Consider the following 16,028-nt stretch of genomic DNA (forward strand, 5'->3'; position numbering starts at 1 on the left):
TCGCCGCGCGGCTCGCGTTCGACCACGGCGTGAGCGTGCGCCACGGCCGTGGCCTTCCGCAGCAGCGTGACGGCGTTGGTGGTCGCGGCCATCCTGCTGGTCTACCGCGTGCCCATGCGCCTTCAGGCGCGGCATCGCAAGGCCTTGCCCGCGATCGGCCTGCTGGTGGGTGTGCAAAGCCTGTGCCTGTACGCCGCCGTGGCGCGCCTGCCCGTGGCGCTGGCGCTGCTCGCGTTCAACACCTACCCCTTGTGGACGGCGCTCTGGGCGCGCCTGGTCTACGGCCAGCGGCCGCAGCCGCGCGTGCTGAAGGCCATGCCGGTGATGCTCCTTGGTCTGGCGCTCGCGCTCGACGTGTTCGGCGCGGCATCGGGCCTGGGCGCTTCGGGCCATTGGGCACAGATCGGTGTGGGCGTGGCGTTCGCGCTGGCCGCGGCCGCCACCTTCGGCATGGCGCTGGTGTTGACGCAGCACGAAACCAGTGAACTCGATGGCCGGCTGCGCACGGCCACCACCATGGCCATCGTCGCCGTGATGGCGATGATCGCGGCCACCGCGCAGGGCGGCCTGTCCCTGCCCACCGCGCCCACGGGCTGGTGGGGCTTGCTGGGCCTGACCTTCCTCTACGGCACCGCTTTCACCATCATGTTCACCGTGCTGCCCAAGCTCGGGGTGGTGGGCAATTCGGCCATCATGAACATCGAACCCATCTTCGCGCTGGTGCTGGCCTGGGCGATCCTGGGCCAGTCCATCGCCGCCGTGCAGGTGGTGGGCGGCCTGGTGGTGGTGGCGCACGGTGATGTGGCTGGGCCTGCGCAAGGCCTAGGCCTTATTCCCCGTCGTCGAGCGACGCGCTCCAGCGCTCGTTCCATTCCCCTCGCGGCGGCGCGTCGCGCAGGTCCTCGATCTGGCGCCGGTCGCGTTTGGTGGGGCGGCCCATCGGCTGGCTGTGGGCCGGCTCGGGCGCCAGGCGCCGCTGCTCGGCGGCCTGGCTGCGCCGCAGGAGCGAGGCCGCGGTTTCTTCGTAGAGCAGGGCGGCCACCGGCGCGGGGCCGCGAACGCCGCTCAGGCCCTTCACGACCACGGTGCGCGTGTCCGGCCCGATGCGCAGCTCCAGGGTGTCGCCCGGTTTCACGTCGCGCGAGGGTTTGACCGGCAGGCCGTTGAGCCGCACATGGCCTTTGTCGATGGCTTCGCTGCTCAGGCTTCGGGTCTTGTAGAAGCGCGCGGCCCAGAGCCATTTGTCCAGGCGGACCTTGCCGGTGGCGTCGTCGGTGTCGGGTTTCATGAGTGGCTGGCAGGTGTCGCCAGGGGCAGGCGCACGATCGCTTCCAGCCCGATGACCTGGCCCTGGTGGGTGCGGTTGTTGAGTTCGATGCGGCCGTCCAGGGACAGCACGATTTCCCGGCAGATCGCCAGGCCCAGGCCGGAGCCCGACACGCCGGGCGCATGCTGCTGGTCGGTGACGAAGGGCTGGAACAGGCGTTCGCGCAGCGCGGGCGAGATGCCCGGGCCCTCGTCGCGCACGGTGAGCGCCGCGGTTTGCAGGTCCACCACCAGCACCACCGACAGGCTGGAGCCCGCGGGTGTGTTCTTGATCGCGTTGTGCAGCAGGTTGCGGCTGAGTTCGCGCAAGGCCCATTCGTGTGCCTGCACCGGCGCGGCCTGGGTGTCGATCGAGAAGTCGATCGAACGCTCCGCAATCAGCGCCGAGAGGTCCAGCGCCACCGCGCGCACCACCTGGGACCAGTCGATCACCGGCGGCTTGCCATCCTGGCGCAACTGCTCCACCTTGGCCAGCGCCAGCATCTGGTTGGCCAGTTCCGTGGCGCGCTCGACCGTGTGGCCGATCTCCTCCAGCGCCTGCTGGGGCGGGACGTCGCCGCGCCGCGCCGACTGCACCTGGGTTTTGAGCACCGCCAGTGGCGTGCGCAACTGGTGCGAGGTGTCGCGAACGAAGCGCTTCTGGTGCTCCAGCAGGTGCGAGAGCCGTTGCATGTGCTGGTTGGTGGCGTCCAGCAGTGGCAGCAGCTCGCGCGGCGCGCCTTCGGTGGACAGCGGCGAGAGGTCGTTCTCGCTGCGCATGCCCAGCGCCTGGCTGAGCGCGCGCACCGGGCGCGTGGCGCGCTGCACCACGAAGACCACCACGAGCGCAATCACCACCACCAGCGCGGCCTGCCGCCACAGCGTGTCGAGCAGGATCTGCCGTGCCAGCGTCTCGCGCAGCTCCAGCGTTTCCGCCACCTGGATGGTGGCGATGCCCTGCTCGTACACACCGGACACTGGTTGCAGCAGCACCGCCATGCGCACCGGCACGCCGCGGTATTCGTCGTCGTAGAAGTTGACCAGGGCGGCGTAGAGGTTCTTCTGCGGGATGTCGCGGCGCCAGTCGGGCATGTCGCGAAAGCCCGAGACCATCTCGCCCTTGAGGCCGCTCACGCGGTAGAAGATGCGGCTGCGGTTGTCGGCCTCGAAGGCTTCGAGCGCCGAGTAGAGCAGGGTGGATTCGACCCGCACCTCGTCGCCCGCGCCCGTCACCCGCAGCTGTTCGCCGAGCGACTTCGCGGTGGCCAGCAGGGTGCGGTCGTAGGCGGTGTCGGCGGCGTCGAGGGCCTGCCGGTACAGCACGACGGTGTTGATGATCACGAACGCGAACACCGGCAGCAGGATGCCCATGAGCAGTGTGCGGCGCAGCGACACCGCGCGCGGGCGTGGGGTCTCGGTGGTGGGGTTCACGCCGTGGCCTTCAGCAGATAACCCAGGCCGCGCAGCGTGACCAGTTGCGCGCCGGTGTGGGCGATCTTCTTGCGCAGGCGGTAGGCCACCACCTCGATGGCCTCCGGCTGCACCTGGCTCTCGCCCGGGAACACCAGCTCGAACAGCCGCTCCTTGGCGATGGCGTGGCCCGGCTTGCCCAGCAGGGCTTGCAGCAGCGCCAGTTCGCGCGGGGCGAGCTCCATCGGCCGGCCATCGAAGTAGACCGCGCCGCTGTCCTTCTCCACGTGCATGCCGCACCACACGGGCCCGCGCGCGGCCTGGTCGGCGTTGCTGGAGCGCCGCACCAGGGCCCGCACGCGGGCTTCGAGTTCGTCGAGGTCGAAGGGCTTGGGCATGTAGTCGTCGGCGCCCGTGTTCAGGCCGAGGATGCGGTCGCCCACCGTGCCACGCGCGGTCAGCACGATCACCGGGGTGCTCAGGCCGGCGGCGCGCGCCTGGCTCAACACCTCCAGTCCGTCCACGCCCGGCAGGCTCAGGTCGAGCAGCACCGCGTCGGGCAGGCTGGCCTGCCACAGCGCCAGGGCACGGGCGCCGTCTTCGCAACCCAGCACCTGCATGCCGCGCCGCTCGAAGCTGCGCCGCAAGGTGGTCTGCATCGTGGCGTTGTCTTCGATCAGGAGCAGCTTCATGGCCTCCGATTATGGGCGTGGGGTGAACGCCCGCCGGTCCGCGTCCGCGCCCGGCCTAGGGTTTGTCCCGATCGGTTGGACAGCGAACTGACAGCCGCCAAAACGAGCATGGCCTCTCCCATTCACTTCTGAAAGTCATCATGAAAAAACATGCCATCGCCTTGGCGGCACTGGGTCTGGTCAGCGGTTACGCGAGCGCGCAGTCGTCCGTGACGCTGTACGGTGTGGTGGACGTGGCGCTTGAGCGCGTCAAGGGCGCCACCTCGGTCACGCGCGTGACCTCGGGGCAGCAGCAGGGTTCGCGCTGGGGCCTGCGCGGCACGGAGGACCTGGGCGGCGGGCTCAAGGCCACCTTCCTGCTGGAGTCCGGCTTCAACGCCGACGTGGGCACGCTCGGCCAGGGTGGCCGGCTGTTCGGGCGCCAGGGCTATGTGGGTCTGGGCGGCAACTGGGGCACGGTGCGCCTGGGCCGCCAGTACACGCCGATGGACGACATCGCCAGCATCATCGGCACCAAGGTCTACGACGTGGTGAGCGTGGTGCCCATCATCGGCAACGGGGACTACAACCGTGTGGACAACGCCATCACCTACGTGTCGCCCACCGTGCGCCAACACCGTGTTCCAGCTGCAGTACAGCCTGGGTGAGGAGCGCGCCAGCAACAACGCCAGCGCGGACTTCGGCAAACAGGTCAGCGCGCACGCGCTCTACGCGCAAGGCCCCTGGACGCTGGGCCTGTCGCTGATGCAGGTGGCCGATGCCGACGGCGTGCTGGCCGGCAAGCAGGGCAAGGACGCGCTGCTGTTCGTGGGGGCGTACGACTTCGGCCCGGTCAAGCTCACCGGCTACTACGACGTGGAAGACAAGGCCGTGGAGAAGCTCAAGCTGTTCGGCCTGGCGGCGGCCTTCAAGTTCGGCGAGACCACGGTGTCGGTGGGCGCGGCGCAGGCCAAGAACGTCAACGGCTCGGCCGCCGCGGCCAGCGACGACGCGAAGATCTACACCCTGCAGGCCACCCACAACCTGTCCAAGCGCACGGCGCTCTATGGCCACCTTACCGCCGTCTCCAACGACACGGCGGCGGCGCTCGGCTTCAACAGCCCGGTGGCCGGTTCGAGCTCCAACGGCATCCAGGTGGGCATTCGCCACCGCTTCTGAGCCCGCGCGGCGCCGGTCTGTCTCCTAGGGTTTCCCCCAATCAGAAGGACAGCGAACTGACAGCGTGCGGGCAGAAGATACGCACATCGGTTCAGCCATTCCCTAGGAGACAAGCCATGCGTCGCGACACCTTCCTCAAATCCCTTGCGGCCCTCGCCGCCGCCGGCGCGCTGCCCAACGCCGCGTGGGCCAGTGCCAACATCAAGATGATGATCCCCGCCAACCCCGGCGGTGGCTGGGACGGCACCGGCCGCGCGCTGGGCGACGCCATGCGCGATGCCGGCGTGGCCGCCTCGGTGACCTACGAGAACAAGGGCGGTGCGGCCGGTGCCATCGGCCTGGCCCAGTTCTACAACGCGAGCAAGGGCGACCCGAACGCGCTGATGGTCATGGGCGCCGTCATGCTCGGCGGCATCATCACCGGCAAGCCGCCGGTGTCCATCACGCAGCTCACGCCCATTGCGCGCCTGAGTACCGAGTACAACGTGTTCGTGCTGCCTTCCAACTCGCCGTTCAAGACCATGAAGGACGTGGTCGAGCAGCTCAAGAAGGACCCGGGCAGCATCAAGTGGGGCGGCGGTTCGCGCGGCGCCACCGAGCACATCGCCGCGGCGCAGATCGCGCAGCTGGTGGGCGTGCCCGCATCCAAGATCAACTACGTGCCGTTCCGGGGCGGTGGCGAAGCCACGGCCGCCATCCTGGGTGGCAACGTCACCGTGGGTGGCAGCGGCTACAGCGAATTCCAGCAGTACATCGAGAGCGGCAAGATGCGCGCCATCGCCATCACCTCGGCCCAGCGCGTCAAGGGCATCGATGTGCCCACGCTGAAAGAGCAGGGCATCGACGTGGAGATCGGCAACTGGCGCGGCGTCTACGGCGCGGCCGGCATCACCCAGGCCCAGCGCGACGCGCTCACCGCCATGATCGTCAAGGCCACGCAGAGCAAGTCGTGGGCGGCCGCCGTCGAGAAAAACAACTGGACGCCCGCGCTGCTGACCGGCAAGGCTTTCGACGAGTTCGTCGACAAGGACTTCTCCTCCTTGCGCGCGACCATGGTGCGTGCCGGCATGGTCTGAGCCTGCCTTCTCGGTGCGCTCCCGCCGGGAGCGCCATGCCCTCACCCTGGTGTGTTCGCGCGCCAGGGTGATTCGTTTTGATAAGGACCCGTCATGAACCCCACTCCCCAGGCCGCCGCCGCGCCCGACCACCGCCCCGGCCAACTGGCCATGGGCATCGGCGCACTGATCGTGGCCGCCGTGCTTGCCTATGGCGCGGCAGCGATTCCTTCCGACGCGGGTTACGCCGGCGTCGGCCCCGACTTTCTGCCCTGGGTGGTGAGCGCGGCGCTCGCCATCTGCGGCGTGATGCTCATCTGGGAAGTGCGCACCGGCGGCTACCGGCACATGGAAGAGCCTTCGGGCGCGGCGCGCGGCGACTGGCGCGCGCTGGCCTGGGTCTCGGCCGGCGTGCTGCTCAACGCGGCACTCATCACCACCATCGGTTTCATCCTGAGCTGTGCGCTGTGCTTCGCGCTGGCCGTGCGCGGTCTGCGCGCCAGCGAGGGCAAGCCCATCGGCGATCTGCGCCAGACCGTGAAGGACGCGGTCACCGGCATCGTCATCGCGGCGCCCGTGTACTGGCTGTTCACCAAGCTGCTGGCCGTGAACCTGCCCGGCGTCACCGCCAGCGGCTGGATCTGAATCGGAAGGCGGAACCGACATGATGGACACCCTCAACCAACTGCTCGCGGGCTTCGCCACCGCCGGCACCCCCATCAACCTGCTGTGGGCCTTCGCGGGCTGTGCCCTGGGCACCGCCATCGGCGTGCTGCCCGGCCTGGGCCCGGCCGTGACGGTCGCCATGCTGCTGCCCATCACCGGCCAGGTCGAACCCACGGCCTCCATGATCTTCTTCGCCGGCATCTACTACGGCGCCATGTACGGGGGCTCCACCACCTCCATCCTGCTCAACACGCCGGGCGAGACCGGCACCATGGTCACCGCGCTCGAAGGCTTCAAGATGCGCAAGAGCGGGCGCGCGGGCGCGGCCCTGGCCACCGCCGCCATCGGCTCCTTCGTGGCCGGCACCATCGCCACCATCCTGGTGACGCTGTTCGCGCCCATGCTGGCCGAATTCGCCGTGAAGCTCGGCCCGCCCGAGTATTTCTGCCTGATGCTGCTGGCCTTCACGACCGTGAGCGCGGTGCTCGGCCAGAGCACCTTGCGCGGCCTCACCGCGCTGTTCTTCGGTCTGGCGCTGGGCCTCATCGGCATCGACCAGATCACCGCGCAGGTGCGTTACACCGGCGGCATCCTGGAGTTCATGGACGGCATCGAGGTGGTGCTGGTTGCCGTGGGCCTGTTCGCCGTGGCCGAAGCGCTCTACAACGCGCTCTACGAAGGCCGCAGCGAGGCCAGCATGAACAAGATGAACAAGGCCCACATGACGCGCAGCGAATGGCGCCGCTCCTGGCCCGCCTGGCTGCGCGGCACCGCCATCGGTTTCCCCTTCGGCACCATCCCCGCCGGCGGCACCGAAATCCCCACCTTCCTGAGCTACGCCACCGAGCGCAAACTGGCCGCACCCGAGCACAAGGCCGACTTCGGCACCGTCGGCGCCATCGAAGGCGTCGCAGGGCCCGAGGCCGCGAACAACGCGGCCGTCACCGGCACGCTGGTGCCACTGCTCACGCTGGGTATTCCGACCTCGGTGACGGCCGCCATCCTGCTGAGCGCGCTGCAGAACTACGGCATCAACGCCGGCCCGCAGCTGTTCCAGACCTCGTCCGCGCTCGTGTGGGCGCTGATCGCCTCGCTCTACATCGGCAACGTCATGCTGCTGGTGCTCAACCTGCCCATGGTGGGCCTGTGGGTCAAGCTGCTGAAGATTCCGCGCCCGCAGCTCTACGCCGGCATCCTGATCTTCGCCACCGTGGGTGTGTACGGCATGCGCCAGAGCGCGTTCGACCTTTTCCTCATGTACGGCCTGGGCCTGCTCGGTGTGGTGATGCGCCGCTACGACTTCCCCACCGCACCCGTGATCGTGGGCCTCATCCTCGGCCCGATGGCCGAAGCGCAGATGCGCAACGCCTTGTCCATCGGGGAAGGCAGCTTCATGGTGTTCCTGCAGCGCCCCATGTCGGCCACGCTGCTGGCCGTGGTGCTCGTGGTGCTGGTGTTGCCGCGCCTGTTGGCACGGCTCAAAGGGCCTGCGGGGGCCTAGCCTCGATCCGAAACCGTCTCTCGGCTAGGGGGAATCCCTGGCCTGGAAGGCCTGGGTTGTCACCTGCATACAACGCGGCAAGCACCCAGTTTCCCGGCAGGCCCACCACGATTCCTGCCCGCGCAGGAGTCAGGTGCAGGTATCTGGAATGAAAAGCCGGATGGCGGCAACGAAGCGCGTCCGGCCCTGAGGTCAAAGTCCTCCCGAGTCGTCAAGCCTGTCAGCCTTGACAGGCGTTGGACGCCGCTTTTCCCCCAAGACAGCATGGCCGCCCATGAAAAGCGTGGGGCGGCGAGCCCGTCTTCGCCCGTTGAGTCATGCCAACTTCGTGAGGTTCGGGTTTCTGCAATGAACACTTCCAGATCTGTTGAACAGGCGCATCAAGAATTGAAAGACGCCTGTCTCGCCTTCATTCGTGGGCGGCCGTGGGACTCGGTCACTTGCCATGCGGTCATCCTGAACAAGATGGCCCGAATCAGCATCTATCTGGTTCACGAGAACCAGATCGAAAGAAAAAGGCTCGCAGCGACTGGGGCTTTCACGGCACCCGAAGACGCCGTGCTGTTCCTGCGCGACGATCTTTTGAGCACCACCGGGGAGCGCATGTGGGGCCTGACTTTCACGCTGTATCCCGACGGCAGGTTCAACATCGAGTTCGACTGCCACCAGCCCAAGGGCCACGAAGCCGCATCCACGCCAGGCGAAGCCTTGTCTGTCGCCGAGAGACTGCCTCAGGCCTGGGACAGGATGGCTGCGGCGCTGTCCGCTCACCAATCCTTCGAAGACCAATGGCTCGTCACCGCCATGACCTGGCTGGAGCAGCAGACGACGAAGCACCGCCAGGCATGGGGCCTGGGCAGCGAAACGCAATGGCACCTCGACATGGACGAAGGCTGGTTGCGCTGGAGTTTCGCCGACGGCCGCGTGATGCAGGCCGCCGCGCAGGTGGTGGGGGTCTACTGCACGAAGGAGAGCCGCTTCACCTGGGGTTGGGAACACCCTTCGGTGCCCGACGCCTTGCAACGGGCCGCACAGCAGGTGCGCACCCTCGGCTTTGATCGGTGGGTCACGCGCGTCGTGAACTGCTCGCAGGATGAGGCCTGGCAATTCGCCGCCATGGCCGCACAGCACGACGGGGCCGCCGGGGCCTACCGGGGCGACAACGATGGGACGTGGACGTACCTGAGTTTCGATGAGCCCAGGGCCGTGACGCTGTGATGCCTCAGGTGGCGTGACCTCAGGTGGTGCCCGTTCGCTCGGACGGGGACCACTCGCCCCCGAAGAGCATCCTCTCCAGGCAGTGGCTGGCCTGCGGCACGTCATGGGTCTGGGCCAGCAAGAAGACGGCGTCTCGATCCGGTCGCGAGACACCGAGTTGCTCCAACAGGCCGTGCAGCCATGCCGCGTCATCCTGCTGAATCCGTTCGATCAGGCAATGGATGGCGTAGCAGGGGTTTTCCGCCGCCATCTTCAGCTTGGCGGCCGTCCATCCCTCCGAGCGGGCAGAGCGGTTCAGGGTCTCGACGAACGCGGGGGAATGGAAGTCGACGCGCCAGGCCGTCTCTCGCCGGTTCAGTTCGCGCGTCGAGAAAAACGATCGGATGCCTCGGTACACCCGGTAGCCGGCATAGGCCAGGCCTGTGGCGATGGCGATGAACGCCAGCGGGGGAAAGAGGAATGCCAAGGCGCTGAAGAGGGTGGCCGCGATGCCGGTGATGGTTTCTATCCTTGCCTTGGTCCGCTTGTCTCGGGCTTGTTGCAGCGCGTCCTTGCGTTGGCTGCGGGCGTGTCGGATCACATGGGCTTGCAGCGATGTCGGGCTGGCGGCGGGTGAGCCGCTTTCGATCAAGCGCAGCGCGCGCTTGGCCTGTTCGACCAGCTTGCTCGACGAATGCCATTTGAAGATGCCCGCCAAGGCTTGAAACGCCGAGCCCACGATGCCGACGATGCTGGCGGCCAACGAGAGCCACGCACTGGCCGTGAAGGCCAGCTTCAGGGCGGAAAACAGGCGCGATGTCCACGACACGACGGTGTAGCGAACCACATCCACGATCTGCTCCGGCGCGTGCCGCATGGCCGTCTCCAGCTGCACCTTGGAGGCGCGCGCCTGCCAGGCCTTCTTGGCGGCGTCGCACAGTCGCCGCGCCTGAGAGGGATGTGCCTCTGAATGCGCCCACCGGCGGTGGGCCTCGTCCATCGCCAGTTGGCCCTGTGCGAATGCGGCGTGGGTCGCCTGTCGGTGCGACAAAGCCTGGCAGGTGTTGGACAGGTTTTTGATCGCCGCGCCCGTTTCGATGGCACCGCCCGCACCCTGGAGGGCCTGGAAGGCGCCCAGCGCTTCCAAAGGAAAACCATCCCCGATCGGTGCGCTGTTCTCGTGCCCGGTTTTTTCCAGGGGCGCCTTGCTCAACCCCGAGGCCACGCCTTGCGGCGCACGGGTGAGGTAGGCCATGCCGCACACGGCATCGAGTTGGGAGTGCAGCCGTCGGGCTGTCACCGCCCCCTCCAGGTGCCCCGGGTCCGTGGAGGCGAGTGGGGTGTCCCTGAGCACCCACACGTCTGCGTGCGCGTGGCCGTGGTGGCGTGGGCTGCCCGTCGGCCCATTCATTTCGCTACGGGAAGAGGGCGGGCGGGTCGGAAAACCAAGGACAGAGGAAAGAACCATGTGCGTCATCGCGGCGAATCGTAGTTCTTACTTATTACTCTTCAATGACAGCGCAGGCGCGGAGAAGTGCAGGGTTACCATCCCGCCATGACCCGGGACAACCGCCTGCCGCGTGACGCGCAAAGCATCCTCGAACTCGCCGCGAGGTCGATGTTCGATCTGTTCGCCAACGCCAGCGAGGGCATGATGCTGGTGGACCGCGACGCGCGCGTGGTCTGGATCAACGACCAGTACCGCCGCTTCCTGCCCGCGCTGGGCTTCGAGCGCGAGGAAGACTTCGTCGGCCACCCGGTCTCGCGCGTGGTGCAGAACACGCAGATGCACCAGGTGCTGGCGCACCGGCAAGCCCATCCTCATCGACCTGCTGACCAACCGCGCCGGCACCTTCGTGGTGAGCCGCATCCCGCTGCGCGACGACGCGGGGGAGGTGATCGGGGTGCTGGGCATCGTGCTGTTCGACCACCCCGAGACCACGCTGCAACCCCTCATCAGCAAGTTCGCGCGGCTGGAGCAGGACCTGAGCGAAGCCCGGCGCGAACTCGCGAGCCAGCGCCGCAGCAAGTACACCTTCGCCAGCTTCGTGGGCAGCAGCGCCGCCGCGCTGGAGGTCAAGCGCCAGGCCCGGCGCGCCGCGCAGTCGGCCAGCCCGGTGCTGTTGCTGGGCGAGACCGGCACCGGCAAGGAGTTGCTCGCGCACGCCATCCACGCGGCCTCGCCGCGCGCGGGCCGCTCGTTCGTGAGCGTGAACATGGCGGCCGTGCCCGACACGCTGCTCGAAGCCGAGTTCTTCGGCGTGGCCCCCGGGGCCTACACCGGCGCCGACAAGAAAGGGCGCGACGGCAAGTTCAAGCTGGCCGATGGCGGCACGCTGTTCCTGGACGAACTCGGCGACATGCCGATGTCGGTTCAGGTCAAGCTGCTGCGCGCGCTGCAGGAAGGCGAGATCGAGCCGCTGGGTTCGAACAAGCTGGTGCGCTTCGACGTGCGCGTGGTCGCCGCCACCTCGCGCGACCTGCAGCAGATGGTGCGCGAAGGCAGCTTCAGGGAAGACCTCTACTACCGCCTCAACGTGTTGCCCATCCGCGTGCCGCCGCTGCGCGAGCGGCAGGACGACATCGCGCTGCTGATCGAGGCCCTGTGCGAAGACATCGCCGCGCGCGGCGGCGGCGCACAGCTGGAGCTGACCGCCGACGCCCAGGCCCTGCTGGCCGCACAGCCCTGGCGCGGCAACATCCGCGAACTGCGCAACGTGCTGGAACAGCTTGCGCTGCGCAGCGACTCGCACCACATCGCCGCCGCGCAGGTGGGGGCGGTGCTGCAGGAAGCCGGCCTGCCCGCCCTGGCGCCGGCGGTCGCCTTGCCCAAGGCCGTGGCGCGTGCGATGGAAGAGGGCGACGACCTGCGCCCGCTGCCCGAGCAGATCGCCGAGCTGGAGCAGCGCGCGATCGCGCAGGCCCTGGCCCGCACCGGTGGCAACCGCACCGCCGCCGCGAAGCTGCTCGGCATCTCGCGTGCCAGTCTGTACGACCGTTTGGCGGCCCTGGGCGATGCGTCTGAAATTCAGACGATTGTCTGAATTTCAGACAATTTCACGATTCGAGATTGTCTGAAATCTGGACAATCGCCAGGGCGTTCTGAACAAAACCCTTTGAAATCAAAGGCCTGTACCGCTGGCACGAAGTCTGCGATAAGGAAGGCACGGCGCACCGCGCTGTCACGATCCTTCCAACCAGGAGACAAGACATGACTCACACCACCCGCCGCCTGGCGGTCATCGCGCTCGCCTGCTCTGCGGCGCTCGGCACCTCGCTCGTTTCGGCCCAGGCCAACAAGGGCGAGATCCGCATCGCCCACATCCACAGCAAGACCGGCCCGCTCGAGGCCTATGCCAAGCAGACCCAGGCCGGCCTGATGATGGGCCTGAGCTACGCCACCGGCGGCACCATGATGGTGGGTGGCAAGAAGATCGTCGTGATCGAGAAGGACGATCAGGGCAAGCCCGATGTGGGCAAGAGCCTGCTGGCCGCCGCCTACGCCGACGACAAGGTGGATCTGGCCATCGGCCCGACCGCTTCGCCCGTGGCCCTGGCAATGCTGCCCGTGGCCGAGGAGTACAAGAAGATCCTGCTGGTCGAGCCCGCCGTGGCCGACTCGATCACCGGCGACAAGTGGAACAAGTACATCTTCCGCACCGGCCGCAACAGCAGCCAGGACGCCGCCGCCAACGCCGTGGCGCTGGACCAGCCGGGCAACGTGATCGCCATGCTGGCCAACGACAACGCCTTCGGCCGCGACGGCGTGAAGGCCGCCAAGGACTTCACCAAGAAGGCCAAGATCGTTCACGAGGAATACCTGCCTGTGGGCACGACGGACTTCACCGCCGGCCTGCTGCGCATCGTCGACAAGCTCAAGGACCAGCCGGGCACCAAGTACATCTCGGTGGGCTGGTCGGGCGCGCCCACGCCCTTCGGCAAGATCGCCGAGATGGAGCTGGACAAGCGCTACGGCATCAAGCTCGCCACCGGCGGCAACATCCTGCCCGCGATGGTGGCCTACAAGCAGTTCCCGGGCATGGAGGGCGCGCTGTACTACTACTTCGGCATCCCCAAGAACCCGGTGAACGACGCGATGGTGGCCGAGCACTACAAGCAGTTCAAGACGCCGCCGGACTTCTTCACCGCCGGTGGTTTCTCGGCCGCGATGGCCGTGGTGACCGCGCTGAAGAAGACCAACGGCGACACCAAGACCGACACGCTCATCAAGACCATGGAAGGCATGAGCTTCGACACGCCCAAGGGCACGATGACCTTCCGCAAGGAAGACCACCAGGCCATGCAGAGCATGTACCACTTCAAGATCAAGGCCGACCCGGCGTTTGCCTGGGGTGTGCCCGAGCTGGTGCGCGAGATCAAACCTTCTGATCTCGACATTCCGATCAGGAACAAGCGCTGAGCGCTTGACCCCCTGCGCCGCTGACGCGGCTTCCCCCATGAAAGGGGGACAACACGTGCGGCCTGGCGAAGCCAGTTCCGCCGTGTTTCTGGAAGGTCGCCGCACTGGCGGCGACCGGTGTCCATGCTCTCCGGATCTCCCATGCTTGAAACCCAAGACCTCACGGTCCGCTTCGGCGGGCACGTGGCGGTGAATGCCGTCTCGTGCGCGTTCGCGCCGGGCACGCTCACCGCCATCGTCGGCCCCAACGGCGCGGGCAAGACGACCTACTTCAACCTCATCTCGGGCCAGATCAAGGCCAGCGCGGGCCGTGTGCGGCTCGGTGGCAAGGACATCTCGGCGCTGGGCGCGCCGGCGCGCGCGCAGGCCGGGCTGGGCCGGGCGTTCCAGCTGACCAACCTGTTCCCCAACCTCACGGTGCAGGAGAACGTGCGGCTGGCGGTGCAGGCGAGGGCGGGCGCGGGGCTGAACCTGTGGCGCATCTGGAGCGACCGGCGCGACCTGCTGCAGCGCGCCGACGAGGTGCTGGAAACCGTGGCCCTGGCCGACAAGCGCGACGCGCTCGCCTCCAGCCTGCCGCACGGCGACCAGCGCAAGCTGGAGGTCGGCATCCTCATGGCGCTGGAGCCGCAGGTTTTCATGTTCGATGAACCCACGGCCGGCATGAGCGTGGACGAGGTGCCCGTGATCCTCAACCTCATCCGCAAGCTCAAGGAAGACAAGCGCAAGACCATCCTGCTGGTCGAACACAAGATGGACGTGGTGCGCGAACTCTCGGACCGCATCATCGTGCTGCACAACGGTGAGCTCGTGGCCGATGGCGAACCCGCCACCGTGATTGCCTCGCCCGTGGTGCAGCAGGCCTACCTTGGCATCAACCCGGAAGAAGAGGTGAGCGCATGAGCCAGGACCTGTTGACGCTGAAAGGGGTTCACACCCACATCGGCGCGTACCACATCCTCCACGGCGTGGACCTCGCCGTGCCGGCCAACCAGCTCACCATGCTGCTGGGCCGCAACGGCGCGGGCAAGACCACCACGCTGCGCACCATCATGGGCCTGTGGCACGCCAGCCAGGGCACGGTGACGCTCGACGGCCAGGACATCACCCAGCGCCCCACGCCCGACATCGCGCGCAGCGGCGTGGCCTACGTGCCCGAGAGCATGGGCATCTTCGCGGACCTCTCGGTGCGCGAGAACATGCTGCTGGCCGCGCGCGGCGCGCGCAGCCTGGACGACATCGACACCAACCGCCTCGAATGGATCTTCGGCCTGTTCCCGGCCATGAAGAAATTCTGGCTGCACCCGGCCGGCAAGTTGAGCGGCGGGCAGAAGCAGATGCTCGCCGTCTCGCGCGCCATCGTCGAGCCGCGCAAGCTGCTGCTGATCGACGAGCCCAGCAAAGGCCTGGCGCCCGCGATCATCCAGAACATGATCGCGGCCTTCCGCGAACTCAAGGCCGCCAAGACCACCATCCTGCTCGTCGAGCAGAACTTCAACTTCGCGCGCCAGCTCGGCGACACCGTGGCCGTGATGGACGACGGCCGCGTCGTGCACAGCGGCTCCATGGCCGAACTCGCGGCCGACGAATCGCTGCAATCCAAGCTGCTGGGCCTGTCCCTCGGAGCACACCAATGAAACTCAACGCCGACTTCGACTGGAAGCCGCTGGCCCTGGTGCCCGCGCTGGCGCTGCTCGCGCTGCCCGCCGTGGGCAGCCCGTCCACCTGGATCACGCTCACCGTGGCCGGCCTGGCGATGGGCATGATCGTCTTCATCATCGCCTCCGGCCTCACGCTGGTCTTCGGCCTCATGGACGTGCTCAACTTCGGCCACGGCGTGTTCATCGCGCTGGGCGCTTTCGTCGCGCACCACCGTGCTGGCCAGCATGGGCAGCTACACCACGGCCAACAGCCTCTGGCTCAACCTCGTGGCCTTGCTGCCCGCCATGCTGGTGGCCATGGCCGTGGCCGGCGCGCTGGGCTGGGTGTTCGAGCGGCTCATCATCCGCCCGGTGTACGGCATGCACCTCAAGCAGATCCTCATCACCATGGGCGGCATGATCATCGGCGAGGAGATGATCAAGGTCATCTGGGGCCCGGAGCAGATCGCGCTGCCGCTGCCCGAGAGCCTGCGCGGCTCCTTCATCTTCGGCGATGCCGCGGTGGAGAAGTACCGCCTGCTCGCCGTGCTGGTGGGCGCGGCCGTGTTCGCGGCCATGGTGTGGACGCTCAACCGCACCAAGGTCGGCCTGTTGGTGCGCGCCGGTGTGCAGGACCGCGAGATGGTCGAGTCCCTCGGCTACCGCATCCGGCAGCTCTTCATCGGCGTGTTCGTGGTGGGCAGTGCGCTCGCCGGCCTGGGCGGCGTGATGTGGGGCCTGTACCAGCAGACCGTGCTGCCGCAGATGGGCGCGCAGGTCAACGTGCTGATCTTCATCGTCATCATCATCGGCGGCCTGGGCTCCACGCTGGGCGCGCTCATCGGCGCGCTGCTGGTGGGGCTGATCGCCAACTACACCGGCTTCCTGGCACCCAAGGTCGCGCTGTTCTCCAACATCGCGCTCATGGTCGCCATCCTGCTGTGGCGGCCCCAGGGCGTGTACCCGGTCACGAACCGATAAGAA

At 67.6% G+C, this 16,028-nt stretch carries 13 protein-coding genes and 3 pseudogenes; 12 read left to right on the forward strand and 4 right to left on the reverse strand.

The window, feature by feature from the left end; genetic code table 11:
* Positions 1–78 precede the first annotated feature (78 nt).
* A pseudogene (locus ACFJI0_RS07905) lies at positions 79–729 on the forward strand (EamA family transporter); the annotation flags it as partial.
* 100 nt (positions 730–829) lie between these two features.
* On the opposite strand, the gene ACFJI0_RS07910 reads toward ACFJI0_RS07905, so the two are convergent.
* The 3 genes from ACFJI0_RS07910 to ACFJI0_RS07920 are packed head-to-tail and all read right to left on the reverse strand — an operon-like array spanning position 830 to position 3,407.
* Positions 830–1,288: an RNA-binding S4 domain-containing protein gene (locus ACFJI0_RS07910; RefSeq protein WP_382324123.1), complete on the reverse strand. Its 459-nt coding sequence runs from the start codon at positions 1,286–1,288 to the stop codon at positions 830–832.
* Positions 1,285–2,676, reverse strand: a complete 1,392-nt coding sequence (locus tag ACFJI0_RS07915; RefSeq protein WP_382325572.1) for a sensor histidine kinase — start codon at positions 2,674–2,676, stop codon at positions 1,285–1,287. The genes ACFJI0_RS07910 and ACFJI0_RS07915 overlap by 4 nt, the downstream gene beginning before the upstream one ends.
* A 56-nt stretch (positions 2,677–2,732) precedes the next feature.
* Positions 2,733–3,407, reverse strand: a complete 675-nt coding sequence (locus tag ACFJI0_RS07920; protein WP_382158829.1) for a response regulator transcription factor — start codon at positions 3,405–3,407, stop codon at positions 2,733–2,735.
* A 140-nt stretch (positions 3,408–3,547) separates the two neighbouring features.
* Between ACFJI0_RS07920 and ACFJI0_RS07925 the strand changes: the two genes are divergently transcribed.
* The 6 genes from ACFJI0_RS07925 to ACFJI0_RS07950 all read left to right on the forward strand — a co-directional run bounded on the left by ACFJI0_RS07925 (position 3,548) and on the right by ACFJI0_RS07950 (position 9,005).
* Complete coding sequence (locus tag ACFJI0_RS07925; protein ID WP_382324125.1) at positions 3,548–4,054, forward strand: porin; 507 nt, start codon at positions 3,548–3,550, stop codon at positions 4,052–4,054.
* A complete protein-coding gene (locus tag ACFJI0_RS07930; RefSeq protein ID WP_382324127.1) occupies positions 4,026–4,565 on the forward strand; it encodes a porin in 540 nt (179 codons plus the stop codon). The genes ACFJI0_RS07925 and ACFJI0_RS07930 overlap by 29 nt, the downstream gene beginning before the upstream one ends.
* A gap of 116 nt (positions 4,566–4,681) precedes the next feature.
* Positions 4,682–5,641: a tripartite tricarboxylate transporter substrate binding protein gene (locus ACFJI0_RS07935; protein WP_382158825.1), complete on the forward strand. Its 960-nt coding sequence runs from the start codon at positions 4,682–4,684 to the stop codon at positions 5,639–5,641.
* 93 nt (positions 5,642–5,734) lie between these two features.
* Positions 5,735–6,265, forward strand: a complete 531-nt coding sequence (locus ACFJI0_RS07940; RefSeq protein ID WP_291112259.1) for a tripartite tricarboxylate transporter TctB family protein — start codon at positions 5,735–5,737, stop codon at positions 6,263–6,265.
* A 22-nt stretch (positions 6,266–6,287) separates the two neighbouring features.
* Positions 6,288–7,787 (forward strand): tripartite tricarboxylate transporter permease, encoded by a 1,500-nt coding sequence (locus ACFJI0_RS07945; protein WP_382325574.1) that lies wholly within the window; start codon positions 6,288–6,290, stop codon positions 7,785–7,787.
* Between the two features lie 348 nt (positions 7,788–8,135).
* Positions 8,136–9,005 (forward strand): DUF6882 domain-containing protein, encoded by an 870-nt coding sequence (locus ACFJI0_RS07950; RefSeq protein ID WP_382324129.1) that lies wholly within the window; start codon positions 8,136–8,138, stop codon positions 9,003–9,005.
* Between the two features lie 19 nt (positions 9,006–9,024).
* Here ACFJI0_RS07950 and ACFJI0_RS07955 read toward each other — a convergent pair whose 3' ends face one another.
* Complete coding sequence (locus ACFJI0_RS07955; RefSeq protein ID WP_382324131.1) at positions 9,025–10,239, reverse strand: hypothetical protein; 1,215 nt, start codon at positions 10,237–10,239, stop codon at positions 9,025–9,027.
* 300 nt (positions 10,240–10,539) lie between these two features.
* Here ACFJI0_RS07955 and ACFJI0_RS07960 point away from each other — a divergent pair.
* From ACFJI0_RS07960 to ACFJI0_RS07980, 5 genes and pseudogenes are all read left to right on the forward strand, one after another.
* A pseudogene (locus ACFJI0_RS07960) lies at positions 10,540–12,028 on the forward strand (sigma-54 interaction domain-containing protein).
* Positions 12,029–12,195: 167 nt separating this feature from the next.
* Positions 12,196–13,404, forward strand: coding sequence for a substrate-binding domain-containing protein (locus ACFJI0_RS07965; protein WP_382324133.1), 1,209 nt, complete (start codon positions 12,196–12,198; stop codon positions 13,402–13,404).
* A gap of 141 nt (positions 13,405–13,545) precedes the next feature.
* Positions 13,546–14,307 (forward strand): ABC transporter ATP-binding protein, encoded by a 762-nt coding sequence (locus ACFJI0_RS07970; RefSeq protein ID WP_291112282.1) that lies wholly within the window; start codon positions 13,546–13,548, stop codon positions 14,305–14,307.
* A complete protein-coding gene (locus ACFJI0_RS07975; RefSeq protein ID WP_382158814.1) occupies positions 14,304–15,041 on the forward strand; it encodes an ABC transporter ATP-binding protein in 738 nt (245 codons plus the stop codon). The genes ACFJI0_RS07970 and ACFJI0_RS07975 overlap by 4 nt, the downstream gene beginning before the upstream one ends.
* Positions 15,038–16,025, forward strand: a pseudogene (locus ACFJI0_RS07980) (branched-chain amino acid ABC transporter permease). The gene ACFJI0_RS07975 and the pseudogene ACFJI0_RS07980 overlap by 4 nt, the downstream one beginning before the upstream one ends.
* The last annotated feature ends 3 nt before the right edge of the window (positions 16,026–16,028 follow it).

It is taken from the genome of Hydrogenophaga sp. UC242_53 (genome assembly GCF_042696965.1).
Lineage (GTDB): Bacteria > Pseudomonadota > Gammaproteobacteria > Burkholderiales > Burkholderiaceae_C > Hydrogenophaga.